Origin of the sequence: Enterobacter cloacae complex sp. BZL2005 (assembly GCF_049238885.1) — a bacterium.
Taxonomy (GTDB): domain Bacteria; phylum Pseudomonadota; class Gammaproteobacteria; order Enterobacterales; family Enterobacteriaceae; genus Enterobacter; species Enterobacter roggenkampii.
In genome coordinates this window covers 166581-187846 of sequence record NZ_JBMKGI010000004.1, presented here as the reverse complement: position 1 = coordinate 187846, position 21266 = coordinate 166581, and the positions used below count along the sequence as shown (strand labels likewise).

At 58.0% G+C, this 21266-nt stretch carries 13 protein-coding genes and 1 riboswitch; of the genes, 11 read left to right on the top strand and 2 right to left on the bottom strand.

The annotated features are described in order from the left end of the window. Positions 1 to 72 precede the first annotated feature (72 nt). From sgrR to thiQ, 4 genes are all read left to right on the top strand, one after another. The gene (gene sgrR, locus ACOTXI_RS10430) at positions 73 to 1728 is read left to right on the top strand and encodes an HTH-type transcriptional regulator SgrR (protein ID WP_058654215.1); all 1656 of its coding nucleotides are present in this window, start codon (positions 73 to 75) and stop codon (positions 1726 to 1728) included. A 36-nt stretch (positions 1729 to 1764) separates the two neighbouring features. After that, a riboswitch (TPP riboswitch) is annotated at positions 1765 to 1865 on the top strand. Between the two features lie 31 nt (positions 1866 to 1896). Further along, a complete protein-coding gene (thiB, locus tag ACOTXI_RS10425; protein ID WP_421633872.1) occupies positions 1897 to 2889 on the top strand; it encodes a thiamine ABC transporter substrate binding subunit in 993 nt (330 codons plus the stop codon). Next, complete coding sequence (gene thiP / locus ACOTXI_RS10420) at positions 2865 to 4475, top strand: thiamine/thiamine pyrophosphate ABC transporter permease ThiP (protein ID WP_058654217.1); 1611 nt, start codon at positions 2865 to 2867, stop codon at positions 4473 to 4475. Before thiB ends, thiP begins: the two co-directional genes overlap by 25 nt. Further along, the gene (gene thiQ, locus ACOTXI_RS10415; protein WP_025912163.1) at positions 4459 to 5157 is read left to right on the top strand and encodes a thiamine ABC transporter ATP-binding protein ThiQ; all 699 of its coding nucleotides are present in this window, start codon (positions 4459 to 4461) and stop codon (positions 5155 to 5157) included. Before thiP ends, thiQ begins: the two co-directional genes overlap by 17 nt. Before the next feature lie 28 nt (positions 5158 to 5185). On the opposite strand, the gene ACOTXI_RS10410 is transcribed toward thiQ, so the two are convergent. Together ACOTXI_RS10410 and araC are read right to left on the bottom strand one after the other, a co-directional pair. Next, a complete protein-coding gene (locus ACOTXI_RS10410; RefSeq protein ID WP_058654218.1) occupies positions 5186 to 5953 on the bottom strand; it encodes a DedA family protein in 768 nt (255 codons plus the stop codon). Between the two features lie 128 nt (positions 5954 to 6081). Then, complete coding sequence (gene araC, locus ACOTXI_RS10405; RefSeq protein WP_023293301.1) at positions 6082 to 6927, bottom strand: arabinose operon transcriptional regulator AraC; 846 nt, start codon at positions 6925 to 6927, stop codon at positions 6082 to 6084. A 337-nt stretch (positions 6928 to 7264) separates the two neighbouring features. Here araC and araB point away from each other — a divergent pair, with 337 nt between their 5' ends. From araB to ACOTXI_RS10370, 7 genes are all read left to right on the top strand, one after another. Continuing rightward, entirely contained in the window at positions 7265 to 8974 is a 1710-nt protein-coding gene (araB, locus tag ACOTXI_RS10400; protein ID WP_058654219.1) for a ribulokinase, read from the top strand. A 10-nt stretch (positions 8975 to 8984) separates the two neighbouring features. After that, positions 8985 to 10487: an L-arabinose isomerase gene (gene araA, locus ACOTXI_RS10395; RefSeq protein WP_058654220.1), complete on the top strand. Its 1503-nt coding sequence runs from the start codon at positions 8985 to 8987 to the stop codon at positions 10485 to 10487. Positions 10488 to 10575: 88 nt separating this feature from the next. Continuing rightward, positions 10576 to 11271 carry an L-ribulose-5-phosphate 4-epimerase gene (gene araD, locus ACOTXI_RS10390; RefSeq protein WP_058654221.1) on the top strand — a complete coding sequence of 232 codons (696 nt, stop codon included), beginning with the start codon at positions 10576 to 10578 and terminating at the stop codon, positions 11269 to 11271. 74 nt (positions 11272 to 11345) lie between these two features. Further along, positions 11346 to 13703: a DNA polymerase II gene (polB, locus tag ACOTXI_RS10385; RefSeq protein WP_058654309.1), complete on the top strand. Its 2358-nt coding sequence runs from the start codon at positions 11346 to 11348 to the stop codon at positions 13701 to 13703. 128 nt (positions 13704 to 13831) lie between these two features. Further along, a complete protein-coding gene (gene rapA, locus ACOTXI_RS10380) occupies positions 13832 to 16738 on the top strand; it encodes an RNA polymerase-associated protein RapA (RefSeq protein WP_008502013.1) in 2907 nt (968 codons plus the stop codon). Between the two features lie 12 nt (positions 16739 to 16750). Further along, the gene (gene rluA, locus ACOTXI_RS10375) at positions 16751 to 17410 is read left to right on the top strand and encodes a bifunctional tRNA pseudouridine(32) synthase/23S rRNA pseudouridine(746) synthase RluA (RefSeq protein WP_008502014.1); all 660 of its coding nucleotides are present in this window, start codon (positions 16751 to 16753) and stop codon (positions 17408 to 17410) included. Between the two features lie 308 nt (positions 17411 to 17718). Beyond that, positions 17719 to 21231, top strand: a complete 3513-nt coding sequence (locus ACOTXI_RS10370; protein WP_072205865.1) for an autotransporter outer membrane beta-barrel domain-containing protein — start codon at positions 17719 to 17721, stop codon at positions 21229 to 21231. Positions 21232 to 21266 lie beyond the last annotated feature (35 nt).

Here is a 21266-nt window from a genome sequence, read left to right as displayed (position 1 = left end):
TCATCGGGATGCATTATTGGCCTAATATAGGGATTAATAAATTGCTGGTTTTTTGTCAGGAGTTCCTCTTTTATGCCTTCCGGTCGTCTGCAGCAACAATTTATCCGCCTCTGGCAGTGCTGCGAGGGGCAATCGCAGGAAACCACGCTCAACGAGCTGGCTGACCTGCTTAGCTGTTCCCGCCGCCATATGCGCACGCTGCTCAATACCATGCAGCAGCAGGGGTGGTTAAGCTGGGAAGCGGAGGCGGGACGCGGGAAACGCTCGCGGCTGACCTTTCTCTACACCGGGCTGGCATTGCAGCAGCAGCGTGCAGAAGACCTGCTCGAGCAGGACCGTATCGATCAGCTGGTCCAGCTGGTGGGCGACAAGGCCGCCGTGCGCCAGATGCTGGTCTCCCATCTCGGACGCAGTTTTCGTCAGGGCCGACACATTCTGCGGGTGCTCTACTACCGTCCGATGAAAAATCTGTTGCCCGGCACGGCGTTACGGCGTTCTGAAACCCACATGGCCCGACAAATCTTCAGCGGCCTGACGCGGATAAATGAGGAAAACGGGGAACTGGAGGCGGATATCGCGCACCACTGGCAACAGCTTTCCCCGCGCCACTGGCGCTTCTTCTTACGCCCGGGCATCCACTTTCACCACGGTCGCGAACTGGAGATGCACGACGTCATCGCCTCTCTGGAACGCGCCCGCAGGCTGCCGCTCTACTCGCATATTTCGCGCATCCACTCCCCCACGGCCTGGACGCTGGATATTGAGCTGTCGCAGCAGGACAAGTGGCTTCCCTGGCTGCTGGGCTATGTGCCCTCAATGATTTTGCCCGCCGAGTGGGAATCATTGAACAATTTTGCCAGCCAGCCGATTGGCACCGGGCCCTACTCCGTCTCCCGCAATAACAGCAACCAGCTGAAAATCCGCGCGTTCGATGACTACTTTGGCTATCGGGCGCTGATCGACGAAGTGAACGTGTGGGTATTGCCGGATCTCAATGAAGACCTGAGCTGCGGGCTGACGCTTGAAGGCCCCACCACCGGAGAAAAGGCCGTGGAGAGCCGCCTGGAGGAGGGCTGCTACTATCTCCTCTTTGACCGCCGCACCCACCGTGGGGCAAACCCGGCTGTCCGCAAGTGGATCAGCCACGTGCTGTCTCCTTCCAATCTTATCTACCATGCGGAAGAGCAATACCAGACATACTGGTTCCCGGCGTACGGCCTGCTTCCGCGCTGGCACCATGCCCGACCAACGCGCTGCGACAAACCCGCAGGGCTGGAGTCCATCACCCTGACCTACTACCGCGATCATGTTGAGCATCGTTTTATCGCCAGAATCATGACCCGCCTGCTGGCAGCGGAGGGAGTCAGGCTGGACATCAGGGAAGTGGACTATGACGAATGGCATCAGGGGGAAATCGCCAGCGATATCTGGCTCAACAGCGCTAACTTTACCCTGCCGCTCGATTTTTCCCTCTTCTCGCATTTGTATGAAGTCCCGCTGATCCAGCACTGCATCGACCGGGACTGGCAGCAGGATGCCGCCCTGTGGCGTGCGGGCGAGATGAATCTTGCCGTGTGGTGCCAGCAGCTGCTGACCGAGCAGGCGATCGTCCCGCTGATCCACCACTGGCTGATGATCCAGGGCCAGCGCAGCATGCGCGGCCTGCGGATGAACACCCTGGGCTGGTTTGATTTTAAATCCGCCTGGTTTGCGCCCCCGGAGCCATAACGCTTTCGTAATATTCACCAAATCATTACAATAGCGCCGTTCTCAACGGGGTGCTGCATCACAGATGTGCGCTGAGATAATACCCGTCGAACCTGATCCGGATAACGCCGGCGAAGGGATTTGAGGCTGTCGCTCAAAATCCTTTGCCACTCAACCCTGAGGTGCAAAGTGTTAAAAAAAGTTCTCCCCCTGCTGGCGCTGTTCGCGCTGTTCGCGCTGCCCGCTTTAGCCAAGCCCGTTCTGACGGTCTACACCTACGACTCCTTCTCCGCCGACTGGGGCCCTGGCCCGGTTGTCAAAAAAGCCTTTGAAGCGGACTGCAACTGCGAGCTGAAGTTCGTGGCGCTGGAAGATGGCGTTTCGCTGCTCAACCGCCTGCGCATGGAAGGCAAAAACAGCAAGGCCGACGTGGTGCTCGGGCTGGATAACAACCTGCTGGAAGCCGCCTCGCAAACCAAACTCTTTGCCAAAAGCGGCGTCGCGGCAGAGGCCGTTAACGTGCCGGGCGGCTGGAAGAACGACACCTTTGTGCCGTTCGACTACGGCTACTTTGCTTTCGTCTACGATAAAAACAAGCTGAAAAACCCGCCGAAGAGCCTGAAAGAGCTGGTGGAAAGCGACCAGAAGTGGCGCGTGATTTACGAAGATCCGCGGACCAGCACGCCGGGCCTGGGCCTGCTGCTGTGGATGCAGAAAGTCTACGGCGATAAGGCGCCGGAAGCGTGGCAGAAGCTGGCCGCCAAAACCGTCACCGTAACCAAAGGCTGGAGCGAAGCCTATGGCCTGTTCCTGAAAGGCGAAAACGATCTGGTGCTGAGCTACACCACCTCCCCGGCCTACCACATTATCGCCGAGAAGAAAGACAACTATGCTGCGGCTGATTTTGCGGAAGGGCACTATCTGCAGGTGGAAGTGGCCGCGCGTACCGCCGCCAGCAAACAGCCGGAACTGGCCGAGAAGTTCCTGAAGTTTATGGTTTCACCGGCATTCCAGAACGCCATTCCAGCGGGCAACTGGATGTATCCGGTCACCAGCGTTGCGCTGCCTGCAGGTTTTGAACAGTTGACCAAGCCGAAAACCTCGCTGGAGTTTACGCCGCAGCAGGTCGCCGCGCAGCGTGCCGCATGGGTAAGCGAATGGCAACGCGCCGTCAGCCGTTAATTCCCGGCTGGTTACTCCCCGGATTGCTCGCCGCCGTCGTGATGGTGACGGTCAGTCTGGGAGCCTTTCTTGCGCTGTGGTTTAACGCACCGGAGAGCGACCTGCTCGCCCTCTGGCACGACAGCTACCTCTGGCACGTTATCCGGTTCTCCTTCTGGCAGGCGTCTCTTTCTGCCCTGCTGTCGGCGATCCCGGCTATTTTTCTTGCACGCGCGCTCTATCGGCGGCGTTTCCCCGGCAGGCAGGCCCTGCTGCGCCTGTGCGCCATGACGCTGATCCTGCCCGTGCTGGTAGCGGTATTTGGTATTCTGAGCGTTTACGGTCGTCAGGGCTGGCTGGCCTCGCTGTTCGCCCAGCTTGGTATTGAGTGGTCATTCTCGCCTTACGGACTGCAGGGCATTCTGCTGGCGCACGTGTTTTTCAATATGCCGATGGCAACGCGCCTCTTTTTGCAGGCGCTGGAGAACATTCCCGGCGAGCAGCGGCAGATTGCCGCCCAGCTCGGCATGCGCGGCTGGTCGTTCTTCCGTTTTGTCGAATGGCCGTGGCTGCGCCGCCAGCTCCCGCCCGTGGCGGCATTAATCTTTATGCTCTGCTTTGCCAGCTTTGCCACCGTGCTGTCACTTGGCGGCGGGCCGCAGGCCACCACCATTGAGCTGGCGATTTACCAGGCGCTGAGTTACGACTACGATCCCGGTCGCGCCGCACTGCTGGCGATAGTCCAGATGGCGTGCTGTCTGGTGCTGGTGCTGTTGAGCCAGCGGCTGAGTAAAGCCATTCCCGCAGGTAGTCATCAAATAACCGGCTGGCGCGATCCGCAGGACAGCCTGCACAGCCGCATCAGCGATGTTATCCTGATCGCGCTGGCGCTGCTGCTGTTGCTGCCGCCGCTGCTGGCCGTTATCGTTGACGGCCTGAACCTCAATCTTATATCCGTCCTGCAACAGCCCGTTCTCTGGCAGGCGACCTGGACCTCGGTACGCATAGCGCTGGCTGCCGGACTGCTGTGCGTTATGCTGACCATGATGCTGCTGTGGAGCAGCCGTGAGCTCTACGCCCGCCAGGCGCAAAAAGCCGGACAAATGCTGGAACTGACGGGCATGCTGATACTGGCGATGCCGGGGATCGTGCTGGCAACGGGCTTCTTTTTACTGTTCAACAGCACCCTCGGCCTGCCGGAAAGGGCCGATGGCATTGTGATATTCACTAACGCCTTAATGGCCATCCCCTACGCGCTTAAGGTGCTGGAAAACCCGATGCGCGACGTCAATAGCCGCTACGGTTTGCTGTGTCAGTCGCTGGGCATGCAGGGCTGGCAGCGGCTGAAGGTTGTGGAACTGCGCGCGCTAAAACGTCCGCTGGCTCAGGCGCTGGCGTTTGCCTGCGTGCTCTCCATTGGAGACTTTGGGGTCGTGGCGCTGTTCGGTAATGACGATTTCCGCACGCTGCCGTACTGGCTTTATCAGCAAATCGGCTCTTACCGCAGTCAGGACGGCGCGGTTACCGCGCTGTTACTGCTGCTGCTGTGCTTTGCCTTATTTACCGTTATCGAAAAACTCCCGGGGCGTGATGTTAAAACTGACTGATGTAACCTGGCTCTATCAGCATCTGCCGATGCGCTTTACGCTCTCCGTTCAGCAGGGCGAGCGGATTGCGGTGCTTGGCCCAAGCGGTGCCGGGAAAAGCACCTTGCTCAATTTGATCGCCGGTTTTCTGCAACCTGCCAGTGGGTCGATAGCCATCGATAATCGTGATTTCACCAACGCCCCTCCGGCTAAACGTCCTGTGTCGATGCTGTTTCAGGAAAACAACCTGTTTACCCATCTGACGGTGCGGCAAAACATCGCGCTGGGAATGCATCCGGGGCTCAGGCTGAACGATGCCCAACGCGAAAAACTTGAAGTGATTGCCGCACAGATGGGGATCGCTGAATTCATCGACAGGCTGCCGGGCGAGCTCTCCGGCGGCCAGCGTCAGCGCGTGGCGCTGGCGCGTTGTCTGGTGCGCGAGCAGCCGCTGCTGCTGCTGGATGAGCCGTTCTCGGCGCTCGATCCCGCGCTGCGCCAGGAGATGCTCGCCCTGGTGCAGGAGGTCTGCCAGCGCCAACAGCTTACGATGCTGATGGTGTCGCACAGTATCGAAGATGCCGCACGGATTGCGCCGCGATCGGTGGTGATCGCGGAGGGACGCATTTTGTGGGATGGAGCAACAGAAGCATTAATGAGCGGAAAAGAAAGCGCTTCTGGATTATTGGGTATAAAACCGTAGGCCGGGCAAACGCAGTGCCGCCCGGCGCTTAACGGCTCACAACTTTCAACAGGATCTCACCGTACACCGGCATCAGCGGGTGGCGAATCAGCGCCACAAGCGCCACCACGGCCACACCCAGCGTCAGCGGGGCCAGCCACAAAAGACGAGAGCGCGGAAGATAGCGCGTCAGGCGATCGACGCTCGCTTTCGCGCTGCGCCACAGCCGCCAGCAGAGCCAGACCGCCAGCCACAGCAGCACCGCCGTGCCCAGCAGCAGCCACTTAAACTCACTGCTTTGCATGCCGTCAGGAATATCAATCGCCGCACCGGCCAGAATACCCGGCAGGAAGTAGAACGGCGGCCAGAAGACGCAGCCGATAATGTTCGGCACCACAAATTTCGCGACGGGGAGATCCAGCATCCCGGCCACCATCGGCACCAGCGGACGCGTTGGCCCAACAAAGCGGCCCACGAGGATGGTAAACATGCTGTGCTGGTGCAGCGCATGCTCGGTTTTATCGAGCAACGCTTTGTTCTTTTTCATGAACGACCAGCGGTGCAACGGCTTCTTAAAGCGCCAGCCCAGCCAGAATGAGATCCAGTCCCCCAGCAGACAGCCGATAATCCCGGCCAGCCATGCCTGCCAGAAATTGACCTCACCGCTGCCGATAAGCGCCCCAAGCCCCGCCATCATCACGGTGCCGGGCAGGATTAACCCGACAAGCGCCAGCGATTCCAGAAACGCCACCAGCGCCACGGCGATGAGCGAGTACATAACGGACTGGGTAATAAAGTGTTCCAGCAATGCCTGCATAACTATTCCGGTCAGAAAACGAATCAGCGATTCTGCTTAGCGCCCCGCACCGCGTCAAGGCAACAATTGTCTGAATAGTTTACAGGTTGCTTTCCGCATTCACCTGTTTGTTTATCTTTTTTTACCGTTTATTCACATCCCGCGCGAAATTCACTGGGGCTGGCACCGGTGCATTTTTTAAATACGCGGGAGAAATAGAGCTGATCCTCAAAGCCCACGTTGCGCCCCACGGTGGCGATGGGCATCCGGGTGGTGCTGAGCAGCAGCTTCGCCTGGCTGATGCGCTGATCCTCGCGCCAGCTCAGTACGCTGACGCCAAGCTGCTGGCGGAACAGGTGCGACAGCCGCGACGGCGACAGGCAGACGTGCTGGGCGACGCTGGCAATATCAAACTGGCTATCGGCCAGGTGGTCGCTGATGTACTGGCAGGCGTCGCGCACGCGGTTATCCAGCGGCGGATTCAGCGACGCGTTAATCGCCTCCATCCGTCGCAGCAGCAGCTGTTCAAGGAGGTTTATCGCCAGCAGTTCGGCATAGCGTCCACCAGCCTGCCCCGCCTCGATTATCTGGGCAAAAAGCTCGCGAAACTGCGCCAGATGCACCTCATCCGGGCGATAAAACCCGGTGTGTGCAAAAATAGCCGGCCAGGAAAGCCACTCCTGCCAGTAGGCGCGCGGACGGAAGTATACCCACTGGTGATACCACTCTTTGGCATCCGGATGACGGCCATAGTGGTGGATCTCCCCCGGCGGGAACAGCAGGATATCCCCCGGGCGGCAGACGAACTGCTGGTCACCGTTCTTGATGATCCCTTCCCCCCGCACGGTCAGGTTGAGGATATACCCTTTCATCCCGAGCGGTCGGTCGACGTAAAAGTCGAGATATCCCTCAGCCTCGATAGGGGTCAGCCCCGCCACAAGGTGCGCGTTAAACGAGTATCCCGGCAGCAGGGGATCGTTCTGCGTTTCGGCCATAGATTCAGTTCTCCCAAGGGTCCTGAAGGAAACCAATTGTCCATATCACCAAATGCAGGTTAAAAATGGCCCGCGAAAAGATCCAAAAAGCATCACGCCGCTTTTACGTCCGCCATGTTTCAGCCTTTCCACCTGATTTCTCCGCCAGAGCAGGCAGATAACCAGTAACAAAAGTGTCTATAAGTGCGGCAGAAATGTCCACATTGAATATTTGCACGGCGTCACACTTTCCGTTGTAACAGCAATTTAGTCCATAAGATTAGCGGATCCTGCCTGACGACTTTTGTCCCCAGTCTCTAATGTTCTTCCATACCTGTTTTTTCGATGGAGCAACACCATGGCAATTGCGATTGGCCTCGATTTTGGCAGCGATTCAGTTCGCGCGCTGGCAGTGGACTGTACGTCCGGCCAGGAGATAGCAACCAGCGTTGAGTGGTATCCGCGCTGGCAAGAGGGGCGCTACTGCGATGCGCCAAACAACCAGTTCCGTCACCACCCGCGGGACTACATCGAGTCGATGGAAGCGGCGATCAAAACCGTTCTGGCAGACCTGACCGACGCCCAGCGGGCCGATGTTGTGGGGATTGGCGTCGACAGCACCGGCTCTACGCCTGCCCCTGTGGATGCCGAAGGCCGCGTGCTGGCGCTGCGTCCTGAGTTTGCCGACAACCCGAACGCCATGTTCGTGCTGTGGAAAGACCATACCGCCGTGGAAGAGGCCGAAGCCATCACCCGCTTATGCCATCAGCCGGGCAAAACCGACTACTCACGGTATATCGGCGGGATTTACTCCAGCGAGTGGTTCTGGGCCAAGATCCTGCACGTCACCCGCGCGGACGCGTCTGTCGCACAGGCAGCGGCGTCATGGATTGAGCTATGCGACTGGGTTCCCGCCCTGCTCTCCGGCACCACGCGCCCGCAGGATATCCGCCGCGGCCGCTGCAGCGCCGGGCATAAATCCCTGTGGCATGAAAGCTGGGGCGGCCTGCCTCCGGCCGCGTTCTTTGATGAGCTCGACCCGATCATCAACAAGAGCCTGTCATACCCGCTGTTTACCGACACCTTCACCGCCGATATTCCCGTCGGCACCCTCTGCGAAGAGTGGGCGACGCGTCTCGGCCTGCCGCAGAACGTAGCTATCTCCGGCGGCGCGTTTGACTGCCATATGGGCGCCGTGGGCGCGGGCGCACAGCCAAACACGCTGGTCAAAGTGATCGGCACCTCCACCTGCGACATCCTGACGGCAGATAAAGCCACCATCGGCGACCGCGCGGTAAAAGGCATCTGCGGCCAGGTTGACGGCAGCGTGGTGCCAGACTTTATCGGCCTCGAAGCCGGTCAGTCCGCGTTTGGCGATATCTACGCCTGGTTTGGCCGCGTGCTCGGCTGGCCGCTGGATCGGCTGGCGGCGGCACATCCTGAACTGAAAACCCAGATCGCCGAGAGCAAAAAGCAGCTCCTGCCGCAGCTTACCGACGCCTGGGCTAAAAATCCGTCTCTCGACCACCTCCCGGTGGTGCTGGACTGGTTTAACGGCCGCCGCACGCCGTTTGCCAACCAGCGCCTGAAAGGGGTGATTACCGACCTCAACCTGGCGACCGACGCGCCTGCGCTGTTCGGCGGTCTGATTGCCGCCACCGCCTTCGGCGCCCGCGCGATTATGGAGTGCTTCACCGAGCAGGGCATCGACGTGAATAACGTGATGGCGCTGGGCGGCATCGCCCGTAAAAACCCGGTGATCATGCAGGCCTGCTGCGACGTGCTGAACCGTCCGCTCCAGATTGTGGCCTCCGATCAGTGCTGCGCGCTGGGGGCGGCAATTTTCGCCGCCGTAGCCGCTGGCGTCCATGCGGATATCCCCACCGCGCAGCAGCATATGGCGAGTGCCGTCGAAAACACCCTTCAGCCGCGTGCCCAGCAGGCACAACGCTTTGAACAGCTTTATCAGCGCTACCAGCAATGGGCAAAAAGCGCCGAACTTCACTATCTCCCTGTCGCCGCCCCGGCCAAAAGCACCGCGGACACTACGGCAACCCTGACCCATTAAGGACACGATGATGACCATTTTTAATAACTATGAAGTGTGGTTTGTGATTGGCAGCCAGCATCTTTACGGACCGGAAGCGCTGCAGCAGGTAACGAAACACGCGGAGCATGTCGTTAACGCGCTGAACGCGGAAGCCAAACTGCCGTGCAAACTGGTGCTGAAACCGCTGGGCACGACGCCGGACGAAATCACCCACATCTGCCGCGACGCCAACTACGACGTTAAATGCGCCGGTCTGGTGGTGTGGTTGCACACCTTCTCACCGGCAAAAATGTGGATCAACGGCCTGTCTATCCTCAACAAACCGCTGCTGCAGTTCCATACCCAGTTCAACGCCTCCCTGCCGTGGGACAGCATCGACATGGACTTTATGAACCTGAACCAGACCGCACACGGCGGCCGCGAGTTCGGCTTCATCGGCGCGCGTATGCGTCAGCAGCACGCGGTGGTCACCGGCCACTGGCAGGATGGCAAGGCGCAACAGCGTATCGGCGCCTGGATGCGTCAGGCGGTCTCTAAGCAGGATACCCGCCACCTGAAAGTGGTGCGTTTCGGCGACAACATGCGTGAAGTGGCGGTCACCGACGGCGATAAAGTGGCCGCGCAGATCAAGTTCGGCTTCTCCGTGAATACCTGGGCGGTGGGCGATCTGGTGCAGGTGGTGAATGACATCAGCGATGGCGACGTGAGCGCGCTGGTGGACGAGTACGAAAGCAGCTACCGCCTGACGCCTGCGGCACAAATCAACGGCGACAAGCGCCAGAACGTGCTGGATGCGGCGCGCATTGAGCTGGGCATGAAGCGCTTCCTGGAACAGGGCGGTTTCCACGCCTTTACCACCACCTTTGAAGATCTCCACGGTCTGAAACAGCTGCCGGGTCTGGCAGTACAACGCCTGATGCAGCAGGGCTACGGCTTTGCGGGCGAAGGCGACTGGAAAACTGCCGCTCTGCTTCGCATCATGAAGGTGATGTCGACCGGTCTGCAGGGCGGCACCTCCTTTATGGAGGACTACACCTACCACTTCGAAAACGGCAATGACCTGGTGCTCGGCTCGCACATGCTGGAAGTGTGCCCTTCTATCGCCGTCGAAGAGAAACCGATCCTCGACGTGCAGTACCTTGGCATCGGCGGTAAAGCCGATCCGGCGCGTCTGATCTTCAACACCCGCACGGGCCCGGCCATCAACGCCAGCCTGATCGATCTGGGCGATCGTTTCCGCCTGCTGGTGAACTGCGTCGATGCGGTTGAAACGCCACACTCCCTGCCGAAACTGCCGGTCGCCAACGCCCTGTGGAAAGCACAGCCGGATCTGCCGACCGCGTCAGAAGCCTGGATCCTGGCCGGCGGCGCGCACCATACCGTCTTCAGCCACGCGCTGGATCTGAACGACATGCGTCAGTTCGCCGAGCTGCATGATATCGAGCTGACCGTGATTGATAACGATACCCGCCTGCCCGCCTTCAAAGACGCGCTGCGCTGGAACGAAGTCTATTACGGTTCAAAACGCTAAGCCCTGAATGCCCGGTGGCACCGCGTTTACCGGGCCTACGGTTCTGTAGGCCGGCTAAGCGAAGCGCCATCCGGCACTGGAGACAACAATGTTAGAAGAGCTCAAACGCCAGGTGCTCGAAGCCAACCTGGCGCTGCCGAAACATAATCTGGTCACCCTGACCTGGGGCAACGTCAGCGCCGTTGACCGCGATAAAGGCGTGTTTGTGATCAAGCCTTCCGGCGTCGATTACGCGGTGATGACGGCGAACGATATGGTGGTGGTCAGCATCGAAACAGGTGAAGTGGTGGAAGGGAACAAAAAGCCCTCCTCCGATACGCCAACCCACCGCCTGCTGTACCGCTCATTCCCAACCATCGGCGGCATTGTACATACCCATTCGCGCCATGCCACCATCTGGGCGCAGGCGGGCCAGTCCATCCCGGCGACCGGCACCACCCACGCGGACTACTTTTACGGCACCATTCCCTGCACGCGTCTGATGACCGATGCGGAAATCAACGGCGAGTATGAGTGGGAAACTGGCAATGTGATTGTCGAAACCTTCGAAAAACAGGGTATCGACGCCGCGCAGATGCCCGGCGTGCTGGTGCACTCCCACGGCCCGTTCGCCTGGGGAAAAAACGCGGAGGACGCGGTGCATAACGCCATCGTGCTGGAGGAAGTCGCCTACATGGGGATCTTCTGCCGCCAGCTGGCGCCGCAGCTGCCGGATATGCAGCCAACCCTGCTGGATAAGCATTACCTGCGCAAGCACGGCGCGAAGGCCTATTACGGACAATAAACTGTATATATCCCCAGCATAAAACATTCAACCAGGCTATAATCAGGCCTGGTTTTGTTTTGTGGGATAGCGGCGTGACGCAGGCGCAAGAAGGCTTTTTACTGACCCGACACTGGCGGGATACCCCTCAGGGCACCGAGGTCGCGTTCTGGCTGGCAACCGATAACGGTCCGCTATACGTTACGCTGCCCCCGCAGGAATCCGTGGCCTTTATTCCTGAAGCCCACGTCGAGAAGGTGAAACAGCTGCTGCGCGGTGAAAACGGCTGGCGCATTACCCCGCTTGAACTGAAAGATTTCCACCGTCAGCCGGTTTACGGCCTCTACTGTCGCGCCCATCGTCAGCTGATGCGCTATGAAAAACTGCTCCGTGAAGCAGGCGTGACGCTCTACGAAGCGGATATCCGCCCACCCGAACGCTTTCTGATGGAGCGGTTTATTACCGCGCCCGTCTGGGTCGATGGTTCTCCGCAAAATGGCGGTCTCATCAACGCGCGGCTAAAGCCGAACCCGCATTACCGCCCGCCGCTGAAGTGGGTCTCCCTGGATATCGAAACCACCCGTCACGGCGAACTGTACTGTATAGGACTTGAAGGCTGCGGCGATCGGGTTGTCTATATGCTTGGGCCACCGAATGGTGATGACTCCGCGCTGGATTTCCGGCTTGAGTATGTTACCAGCCGGCCGCAGCTGCTGGAGAAGCTCAACCAGTGGTTTGCCGACTTCGATCCCGACGTTCTGATCGGCTGGAATGTGGTGCAGTTCGACCTGCGCGTGCTGCAAAAACACGCCGAGCGTTACCGCATCCCGCTGATGCTCGGGCGCGGCAACAGCGAGCTTGAGTGGCGCGAACACGGTTTTAAGAACGGCGTTTTCTTCGCACAGGCGAACGGCCGCCTGATTATCGACGGCATCGAGGCGCTCAAGTCCGCCTTCTGGAACTTCTCGTCATTCGCCCTCGAAGCGGTGGCGCAGGAGCTGCTTGGCGAAGGCAAATCCATCGACAATCCCTGGGACAGAATGGACGAGATCGACCGGCGCTTTAACGAAGACAAGCCCGCGCTCGCCACCTATAACCTGAAAGACTGTGAGCTGGTCACGCGGATTTTCCACAAAACCGAAATCATGCCCTTCCTGCTGGAGCGCGCGACGGTAAACGGCCTTGCGGTCGACAGGCACGGCGGCTCCGTGGCGGCCTTTAGCCACCTCTATTTTCCCCGAATGCACCGGGCAGGATACGTCGCCCCCAACCTCGGGGACGTGCCGCCGCAGGCCAGCCCCGGCGGCTACGTCATGGATTCCCGACCAGGACTGTATGACTCCGTTCTGGTCCTGGACTACAAAAGCCTCTACCCGTCGATAATTCGCACCTTCCTGATCGATCCCGTCGGGCTGGTTGAGGGGCTGGCCCAGCCGGATGATGAACACAGCACCGAAGGCTTCCTCGGCGCACGCTTCTCGCGGGAAAAACACTGCCTGCCCGACATCGTGGGCAACATCTGGCACGGCCGCGACGAGGCCAAGCGCCACGGCAACAAGCCCCTCTCACAGGCGCTGAAAATCATCATGAACGCCTTCTACGGGGTGCTGGGCACCAGCGCCTGTCGCTTCTTCGACCCGCGGCTGGCGTCGTCGATCACGATGCGCGGGCACGAGATCATGCGCCTGACTAAAGCGCTGATTGAATTCCGGGGCTATGACGTCATCTACGGCGACACGGACTCCACCTTTGTATGGCTTAAGGGCGCGCATTCCGAAGACGATGCCGCGCAAATCGGCAAAGCGCTGGTTGCCTTCGTGAACGACTGGTGGCAGGAACATCTGCAGAAAGTGCGCTTAACCAGCGCGCTGGAGCTGGAATTTGAAACCCATTTTGCCCGCTTCTTAATGCCCACCATCCGCGGTACCGATCAGGGCAGCAAGAAGCGCTATGCCGGGCTGATTCAGGAAGGCGACGCGCAGCGGATGGTGTTTAAAGGGCTCGAGACAGTGCGTACCGACTGGACGCCGCTGGCCCAGCAGTTCCAGCAAACGCTCTATCTGCGGGTATTTCGCAATGAGCCGTATCAGGACTACGTGCGCGAGACGATAGCCAGCCTGATGGCAGGCGAACTTGACGCGCAGCTGGTGTATCGCAAACGCCTGCGCCGCCCGCTCGCGGAGTACCAGCGTAACGTTCCTCCGCACGTTCGCGCCGCGCGCCTCGCGGACGAAGAAAACGTCCGCCGTGGCCGCGCGCCGCAGTATCAGAATCGGGGAACCATCAAATACGTCTGGACGATAAACGGTCCGGAACCGGTGGATTATCAGCACTCGCCTCTGGATTATGAACACTATCTGACGCGTCAGCTTCAGCCGGTTGCCGACGGAATTTTGCCCTTCATCGACGATGATTTTGCTACACTAGTGACAGGGCAACTTGGCCTATTTTGACGCGTGACGAAATGGCTGCCATCCAGTACCATAGCGCCCTTTCCATTCCCGGACCCATTTTTCGATGACCGTCTTTTTTGACGGTGGTCGAACTATTGCCTGCAATTAAAGATTAGAGCCGAACAACTATGCCTTTTACACTTGGTCAACGCTGGATCAGCGATACAGAAAGCGAACTTGGATTAGGAACCGTCGTTGCCGTTGATGCGCGCATGGTTACCCTCCTCTTCCCTGCCACCGGTGAAAACCGCCTGTACGCCCGCAATGACTCCCCTGTAACCCGCGTGATGTTTAATCCGGGTGACACCGTGACCAGCCACGACGGCTGGCAGCTCAAGATTGAAGACGTAAAAGAAGAGAATGGACTGCTCGCCTACATCGGCACTCGCCTGGACACCGACGAGGCCAATGTCATCCTGCGCGAAGTGCTGCTCGACAGCAAGCTGGTGTTCAGCAAGCCGCAGGACCGCCTGTTTGCCGGGCAAATCGACCGTATGGATCGCTTCTCCCTGCGCTATCGCGCGCGTAAGTTCCAGAGTGAACAGTACCGCATGCCCTGGAGCGGCCTGCGCGGCCAGCGCACCAGCCTGATCCCCCACCAGCTGAACATCGCCCATGACGTGGGCCGTCGCCATGCGCCGCGCGTGCTGCTGGCAGATGAAGTGGGCCTGGGTAAAACCATCGAGGCGGGCATGATCCTGCACCAACAGCTGCTTTCCGGCGCTGCCGAGCGCGTGCTGATTGTGGTGCCAGAAACCTTACAGCACCAGTGGCTGGTTGAGATGCTGCGCCGCTTTAACCTGCGCTTCTCTCTGTTCGATGACGAACGCTACGCCGAAGCCCAGCACGATGCGGACAACCCGTTTGAAACCGAACAGCTGGTGATCTGCTCCCTGGACTTCGTGCGCCGCAGCAAGCAGCGTCTTGAGCACCTGTGCGATGCCGAGTGGGACCTGATGGTGGTCGACGAAGCGCACCACCTGGTCTGGAGCGAAGACGCGCCGAGCCGCGAATATATGGCTATCGAGCAGCTTGCCGAGCGCGTGCCTGGCGTCCTGCTGCTGACCGCTACGCCGGAACAGCTGGGTCTGGAAAGCCACTTCGCGCGTCTGCGCCTGCTCGATCCAAACCGTTTCCACGACTTCGGGCAGTTTGTGGAAGAACAGAATAACTACCGTCCGGTTGCGGATGCCGTCGCGCTGCTGCTGGCGGGCAAGCGTCTTTCTGATGATGAACTCAACACCCTGAGCGATCTGATTGGCGAGCAGGATATCGAGCCGCTGCTGCAGGCCGCTAACAGCGACAGCGACAACGCGGAATCCGCGCGTAAAGAGCTGATCGACATGCTGATGGATCGCCACGGCACCAGTCGCGTCCTGTTCCGTAACACCCGTAACGGTGTGAAAGGGTTCCCGAAACGCGAGCTGCATACCATTAAGCTGCCGCTGCCGACGCAGTATCAGACGGCAATTAAAGTTTCCGGCATCATGGGCGCGCGCAAAACGCAGGAAGAGCGCGCCCGCGACATGCTCTACCCGGAACAAATCTACCAGGAATTTGAAGGCGATACCGGCACCTGGTGGAACTTCGATCCGCGCGTAGAGTGGCTGATGGGCTACCTGACCGCGCACCGCTCCCAGAAGGTGCTGGTGATCTGCGCCAAGGCGGCCACCGCGCTGCAGCTGGAGCAGGTCCTGCGCGAGCGCGAAGGCATTCGCGCCGCCGTGTTCCACGAAGGCATGTCCATCGTTGAACGCGACCGCGCTGCGGCGTGGTTTGCCGAAGAGGACAGCGGCGCTCAGGTTATGCTCTGCTCTGAAATCGGTTCTGAAGGCCGTAACTTCCAGTTCGCCAGCAACCTGGTGATGTTCGATCTGCCGTTCAACCCGGATCTGCTGGAGCAGCGTATTGGCCGTCTGGATCGTATCGGTCAGGCGCACGATATTCAGATCCACGTGCCGTATCTGGAAAAAACGGCCCAGTCCGTGCTGGTGCGCTGGTTCCACGAAGGTCTGGATGCGTTTGAACATACCTGCCCGACGGGCCGCACCATTTACGATCAGGTGCACGGCGATCTGATCGGCTATCTGGCCGCGCCGGAAAACACCGACGGCTTTGACGATCTGATTAAGTCCTGCCGCGAGAAGCACGACGCGCTGAAAGCGCAGCTTGAACAAGGCCGCGACCGCCTGCTGGAGATCCACTCCAACGGCGGGGAAAAAGCGCAGGCGCTGGCTGAGAGCATTGAAGAGCAGGATGATGACACCAGCCTCATCAGCTTCTCCATGAACCTGTTCGACATCGTGGGCATTAACCAGGACGACCGCGGCGAGAACCTGATTGTCCTGACCCCGTCCGATCACATGCTGGTGCCAGATTTCCCGGGCCTGCCGGAAGATGGCTGCACCATCACCTTCGAGCGTGATGTGGCGCTGTCCCGCGAAGATGCCCAGTTCATCACCTGGGAACACCCGCTGATCCGTAACGGGCTGGATCTGATCCTCTCTGGCGATACCGGCAGCAGCACCATCTCGCTGTTGAAAAACAAGGCGCTGCCCGTAGGCACGCTGCTGCTGGAGCTGATCTACGTTGTGGAAGCGCAGGCGCCGAAACAGCTGCAGCTCAACCGCTTCCTGCCACCAACGCCGGTGCGTCTGCTGCTGGATAAAAACGGCACGAACCTCGCAGGACAGGTTGAATTTGAGAGTTTCAACCGCCAGCTGAGCGCGGTGAACCGCCATACCGGCAGCAAGCTGGTCAATGCGGTGCAGCAGGACGTGCATGCCATTCTCCAGCAGGGTGAAACCCAGATTGAAAAAGCGGCCAGAGCGCTGATTGACGCCGCGCGCAGTGAAGCCGACGAGAAACTGTCTGCAGAGCTGTCGCGTCTGGAGGCGTTGAAGGCCGTGAACCCGAACATCCGTGACGACGAGCTGGCGGCGATTGAAAGCAACCGTCAGCAGGTGCTGGAAAGCCTGGATCAGGCAAGCTGGCGTCTGGATGCCCTGCGTCTTATCGTTGTGACGCATCAGTAAACGGAGCGCAAGATGGTGATGGAGCCGTACAATCCGCCGCAGGATCCCTGGCTGGTCATTCTGTATCAGGATGAACACATTATGGTAGTCAACAAGCCCAGCGGGCTGTTGTCCGTGCCGGGTCGTCTGGATGAGCACAAAGACAGCGTGATGACGCGCATTCAGCGCGATTATCCTCAGGCGGAGTCGGTCCATCGCCTGGACATGGCGACCAGCGGCGTGATTGTGGTGGCGCTGAACAAAGCGGCAGAACGCGAGCTGAAGCGCCAGTTCCGCGAGCGCGAGCCGAAGAAGCAGTATGTCGCCCGCGTCTGGGGTCACCCGGCGCAGGCGGAAGGGCTGGTGGATTTACCGCTGATCTGCGACTGGCCGAATCGGCCAAAGCAGAAGGTGTGTTATGAAACCGGTAAGGCCGCGCAAACCGAGTATGAAGTGCTTGAGTACGCGCCGGATAATACCGCGCGCGTCCTGCTTAAGCCGATTACTGGACGTTCACACCAGCTGCGCGTGCATATGCTTGCGCTGGGTCATCCGATTCTGGGCGACCGCTTTTACGCGCCGCCTGAAGCGCTGGCCTTAGCGCCACGTCTGCAGCTGCACGCGCAGACGCTTACCATCACCCATCCGGCCTTCGGTAACGCGATGACGTTTAAAGCCCCGGTCGATTTTTAAATTCCTGATGTGAATATTTACTGTCAGCTCACTGTCGACGGTAAATATTCACACAGCATATATATCTCCCCTGCTCATCTGAAAACCCGCCCAAGTTCATTCACGATAATTATCTCTTCCTTAAATAACACTCAGTATTTTTAGAAAGACTAAGGTTTGGATTAAAAAATATTAAATTGAACACGATGCAATTTATTACTGATAATCCAGCTCATTTTAAGGAAATACTAACTCTACCCTATCCAAACGGAGTTATTTTTCTACTCAACAGCCACACTTAGTTTACTCATTGATTCACAAGGAAGTGTATGAACCGTTCGTATAACATCGTCTGGAATTGCGCCAGAAATATGTACATCGTTGCCTCGGAGTTTTCAAAAGGGGACAGCAAAGTTAAATCCTGCGTACGCGCCGGAAGCGCGATCGCAACGTTTATCTTGTCAGGTGTTGTGAGTACCGCACACGCCAGTGACACGACGTTTGTTGCAGCCCCGGGTAATAACACCATCAGTGGTGAATATTCAACGACGAGCCCTAATACCTCGGCGGTATCCGCCTCTGGCTCTGATGTCATCGTCACCGATAACGGCGCCTTAACGATATCCACAACCGGGGATGCAGGCATGGGGCTATCCGTGTCGAATGGAGCGAAAATCACGCTCGATGATTCGGGATCCACAATCCGCACTTCCGGGGAAGGCAGTCATGCGATAACCATTGTCGGTGATAACTCAGAAGCCATGTTGAACAACCTTACCGTTTCGACGGAAGGCGAGATCGCCTCTGCCGTATTGTTTAGCTCTAATGCAAAAGGCACCATTGACGGGGGGAGCTATACGGCGACGGGAGAGGGTTCTTATGGTGTTGAGATATTGAATGGCGCAGACCTGACGATAAAAAACGCGACCATTACGACTTCCGGGTATGGCATGGCTCGGGCTATTGTTAACCGATATGCCACCCTTTCATTAGACAATGTGAATATAAACACCACGGGAGATTTTGGTAATGCAGGTATATATAACGACGGTGAATTGACCGGCTCAAACGTCACGATTACCACTAACGGAAGTCAGAGCTTTGGTATTCAAAACTATACCAACACATTTAATTTAGCGGCATCCCACGTTGAAACTTACGGTGAGCAGTCAGTTGGCATAATGAATACCGGACGCGCAGAACTCACTGATACTCATATCGTCACTCATGGGAAAAATGCTGACGCAATATCCTCTGACGGGGCAAAGAGCACATTCGTACTGAATAACGGTTCAGCGATCGCGTCCGGAGAAAATTCGCGGGCAGTGGCGATGACTCACGGTGGAACCCTTGAGGCGAACAGCACAGATATCACCAGCGAACAATCTGCTGCCATTGCCTTAGAAAGCGCCAGCAGCGCGACCGTCACCCACAGCAACGTTTCCGGTAGCAATGTCGCCTTCTCGTTCAGCGGTGGAAAAAATGTCGCTACGATTGACGGAGGGAGCATTACGGCAACCGCGTCAGGAGGAAGTGCTTTTGCGGTGGATTCCGGATCTGCCGATATTAACGTGAAGAATGTGCAAACGATGAACGCAGACAATCTGCTCACCGTGGCCAATACCACTGATGCAGTCACCCTTCGCGCTGAAAACAGCAAGCTGTCCGGCGCCGTTAAGGCCAGCGGTGATAACGTCAGCATGACGCTGGATGCGAACAGCCAATGGCTGCTGACGGCCGATTCCAGCGTCGGTAATCTTACCAGCAGCGGACGCATCACACTCGGCGATGAAAACGGCAGTACTGGTACACTCAATGTCGGTAATCTCACCCTTCGGGCTAACAGCCAAACTGATGTCTATCTTGACGCAAACGCGACCGATGCGCCGATTGTCGCTCAGAATGCGACGCTTGATGGCACACTAAATATTACAGGTTACGGTAGTGCCAGCACGCTTTCCGCGGATAGCGCCTTCACGGTGATTGACGCTGAAAATGCAATCAATGGCAATTTTACCAACCTCACCGTCGCGGGCATGGCATCTGGCTCCGTTGACTTCATCACCTTTAGCGGCACCATTGATCCCGCCGACGTGACCAATTACGTCCTGACACCGTCATTAACCTGGTATGCCAGCCAGAACCCAGCGGCAACAGCGGCTCACGGCACATTCACTCTGAACAATCCTGACGGCAGCTTTACGCTGAGCACGGCGCTTGTCGATCAAAATGCCGAAGCCACGACCGGATGGGACGGAAAATCGCTGACCAAAGAGGGGCAAGGTACGCTGATCCTTAATGCCGTAAACAGTTACAGCGGCACAACGGATGTCAACCAGGGCACGCTCTGGCTGGACGAGGCCGGCGTTATCGGCGTACAAAACAGCGAGCAGGCCGTGAATGTCGCGGCAGGCGCCACGTTTGGCGGTTCCAGCGGTGTGGTGAACGGCAATGTTAATAGCAAGGGCACCGTTCAGTTCAACGACACCCTAACGATCAATGGCGATCTGAGCAACGCAGGCAGCATTGTCAGCGGCAATATTGAAGGAACCAATGGTGCGACGACCGGCAACACGCTGATCGTAAACGGCGATTACACCAGCAACCAGGGTTCTGTGACGCTAAATACGCAGTTAGGCGACGACACGTCTCCAACCGATATGCTTAACATTACGGGGAATACGTCCGGGAACACCACCCTGTACATTAACAACGTTGGTGGTCAGGGCGCACTGACCCAAAACGGTATTGAAGTGATTCAGGTCGGCGGTGCATCAAACGGCACCTTTGTTCAGGGTAATCAGGTCCAGATTAACGCCTACGAATACCGCCTGTATCAGGACTCAGGGGACTGGTATCTTCGTTCCCAGGCCACGAGTGATAATGGCGACGTAACGCCTCAGTATCGTGCCGATATCGGTTCATACCTCAGCAACCAGTGGCTGGCTCGCGATCTGCAAATGCAGACCCTGTCAGACCGAGAAGGCAGTCAGTTCAAATCGGAAAACGGCACGACATGGGCGCGTTTCAAAGCAGGTAAGAACCAGTCTACTGCGGCAGAGAGCAATATTGATATCGACAGCAACTATTCCCAGTTCCAGATTGGGGGCGATGTTGCCGCCTGGAACAACGGCGAACAAAGCCTGGTGGTCGGGGTTATGGGTAGCTATATCAACGCCAGCAGCGACAGCACTGGCAATAAAGGTGCTGACGGCAGCCGCTTTAGCGCTGACGGTAAAGTCGATGGCTATAACCTCGGAGTCTATGCAACGTGGTTTGCCGATGCCCGACAGCATCAGGGTTTCTATGTCGACAGTTGGTATCAGTATGGGATGTACCACAACAGCGTAGATAACGGTGATGTTGGCTCAACGGATTACGATTCAAACGCCAACGCCGTTTCGCTGGAAACAGGCTACCGCTACGATATCGCACTCGGCGACAACACGCTGAGCCTCACGCCGCAGGCACAGGTCGTCTGGCAGGATTACAGTGCGGATGACATCAAAGACAGCAGCGGCACGACGATTGATGGGCAAAACGGCGAAAGCTGGACCACCCGTTTAGGCCTGCGCATTGACAGCAAGATGAATAAGTCGAACGACGCGGTTATCCAGCCGTTTGCGGAGGCCAACTGGCTGCATACCTCTGAAGACACGGCAGTCAACTTTGGTGACACACAGATCAAACAGGACCTTCCTGCCGATCGTGCGGAGCTGAAAGCGGGTATTCAGGCAAATGTGAGCAAGCAATGGAGCGTTATTGCCCAGGTCTCCGGACAGAAAGGTGATAATGATTACAGCGATGTAAACGGTAGCCTGAACGTGCGCTACAGCTGGTAACGCTGTATAAAGGGCCTGGCAGCTCATGCTGTCAG

Bases quoted from the DNA above. Each gene is read 5' to 3' on its own strand.
- sgrR (WP_058654215.1), top strand. From the start codon at position 73: ATGCCTTCCGGTCGTCTGCAGCAACAATTTATCCGCCTCTGGCAGTGC.
- thiP (WP_058654217.1), top strand. From the start codon at position 2,865: ATGGCAACGCGCCGTCAGCCGTTAATTCCCGGCTGGTTACTCCCCGGA.
- thiQ (WP_025912163.1), top strand. From the start codon at position 4,459: ATGTTAAAACTGACTGATGTAACCTGGCTCTATCAGCATCTGCCGATG.
- ACOTXI_RS10410 (WP_058654218.1), bottom strand. From the start codon at position 5,953: ATGCAGGCATTGCTGGAACACTTTATTACCCAGTCCGTTATGTACTCG.
- araC (WP_023293301.1), bottom strand. From the start codon at position 6,927: ATGGCCGAAACGCAGAACGATCCCCTGCTGCCGGGATACTCGTTTAAC.
- araB (WP_058654219.1), top strand. From the start codon at position 7,265: ATGGCAATTGCGATTGGCCTCGATTTTGGCAGCGATTCAGTTCGCGCG.
- araA (WP_058654220.1), top strand. From the start codon at position 8,985: ATGACCATTTTTAATAACTATGAAGTGTGGTTTGTGATTGGCAGCCAG.
- araD (WP_058654221.1), top strand. From the start codon at position 10,576: ATGTTAGAAGAGCTCAAACGCCAGGTGCTCGAAGCCAACCTGGCGCTG.
- rapA (WP_008502013.1), top strand. From the start codon at position 13,832: ATGCCTTTTACACTTGGTCAACGCTGGATCAGCGATACAGAAAGCGAA.
- rluA (WP_008502014.1), top strand. From the start codon at position 16,751: ATGGTGATGGAGCCGTACAATCCGCCGCAGGATCCCTGGCTGGTCATT.
- ACOTXI_RS10370 (WP_072205865.1), top strand. From the start codon at position 17,719: ATGAACCGTTCGTATAACATCGTCTGGAATTGCGCCAGAAATATGTAC.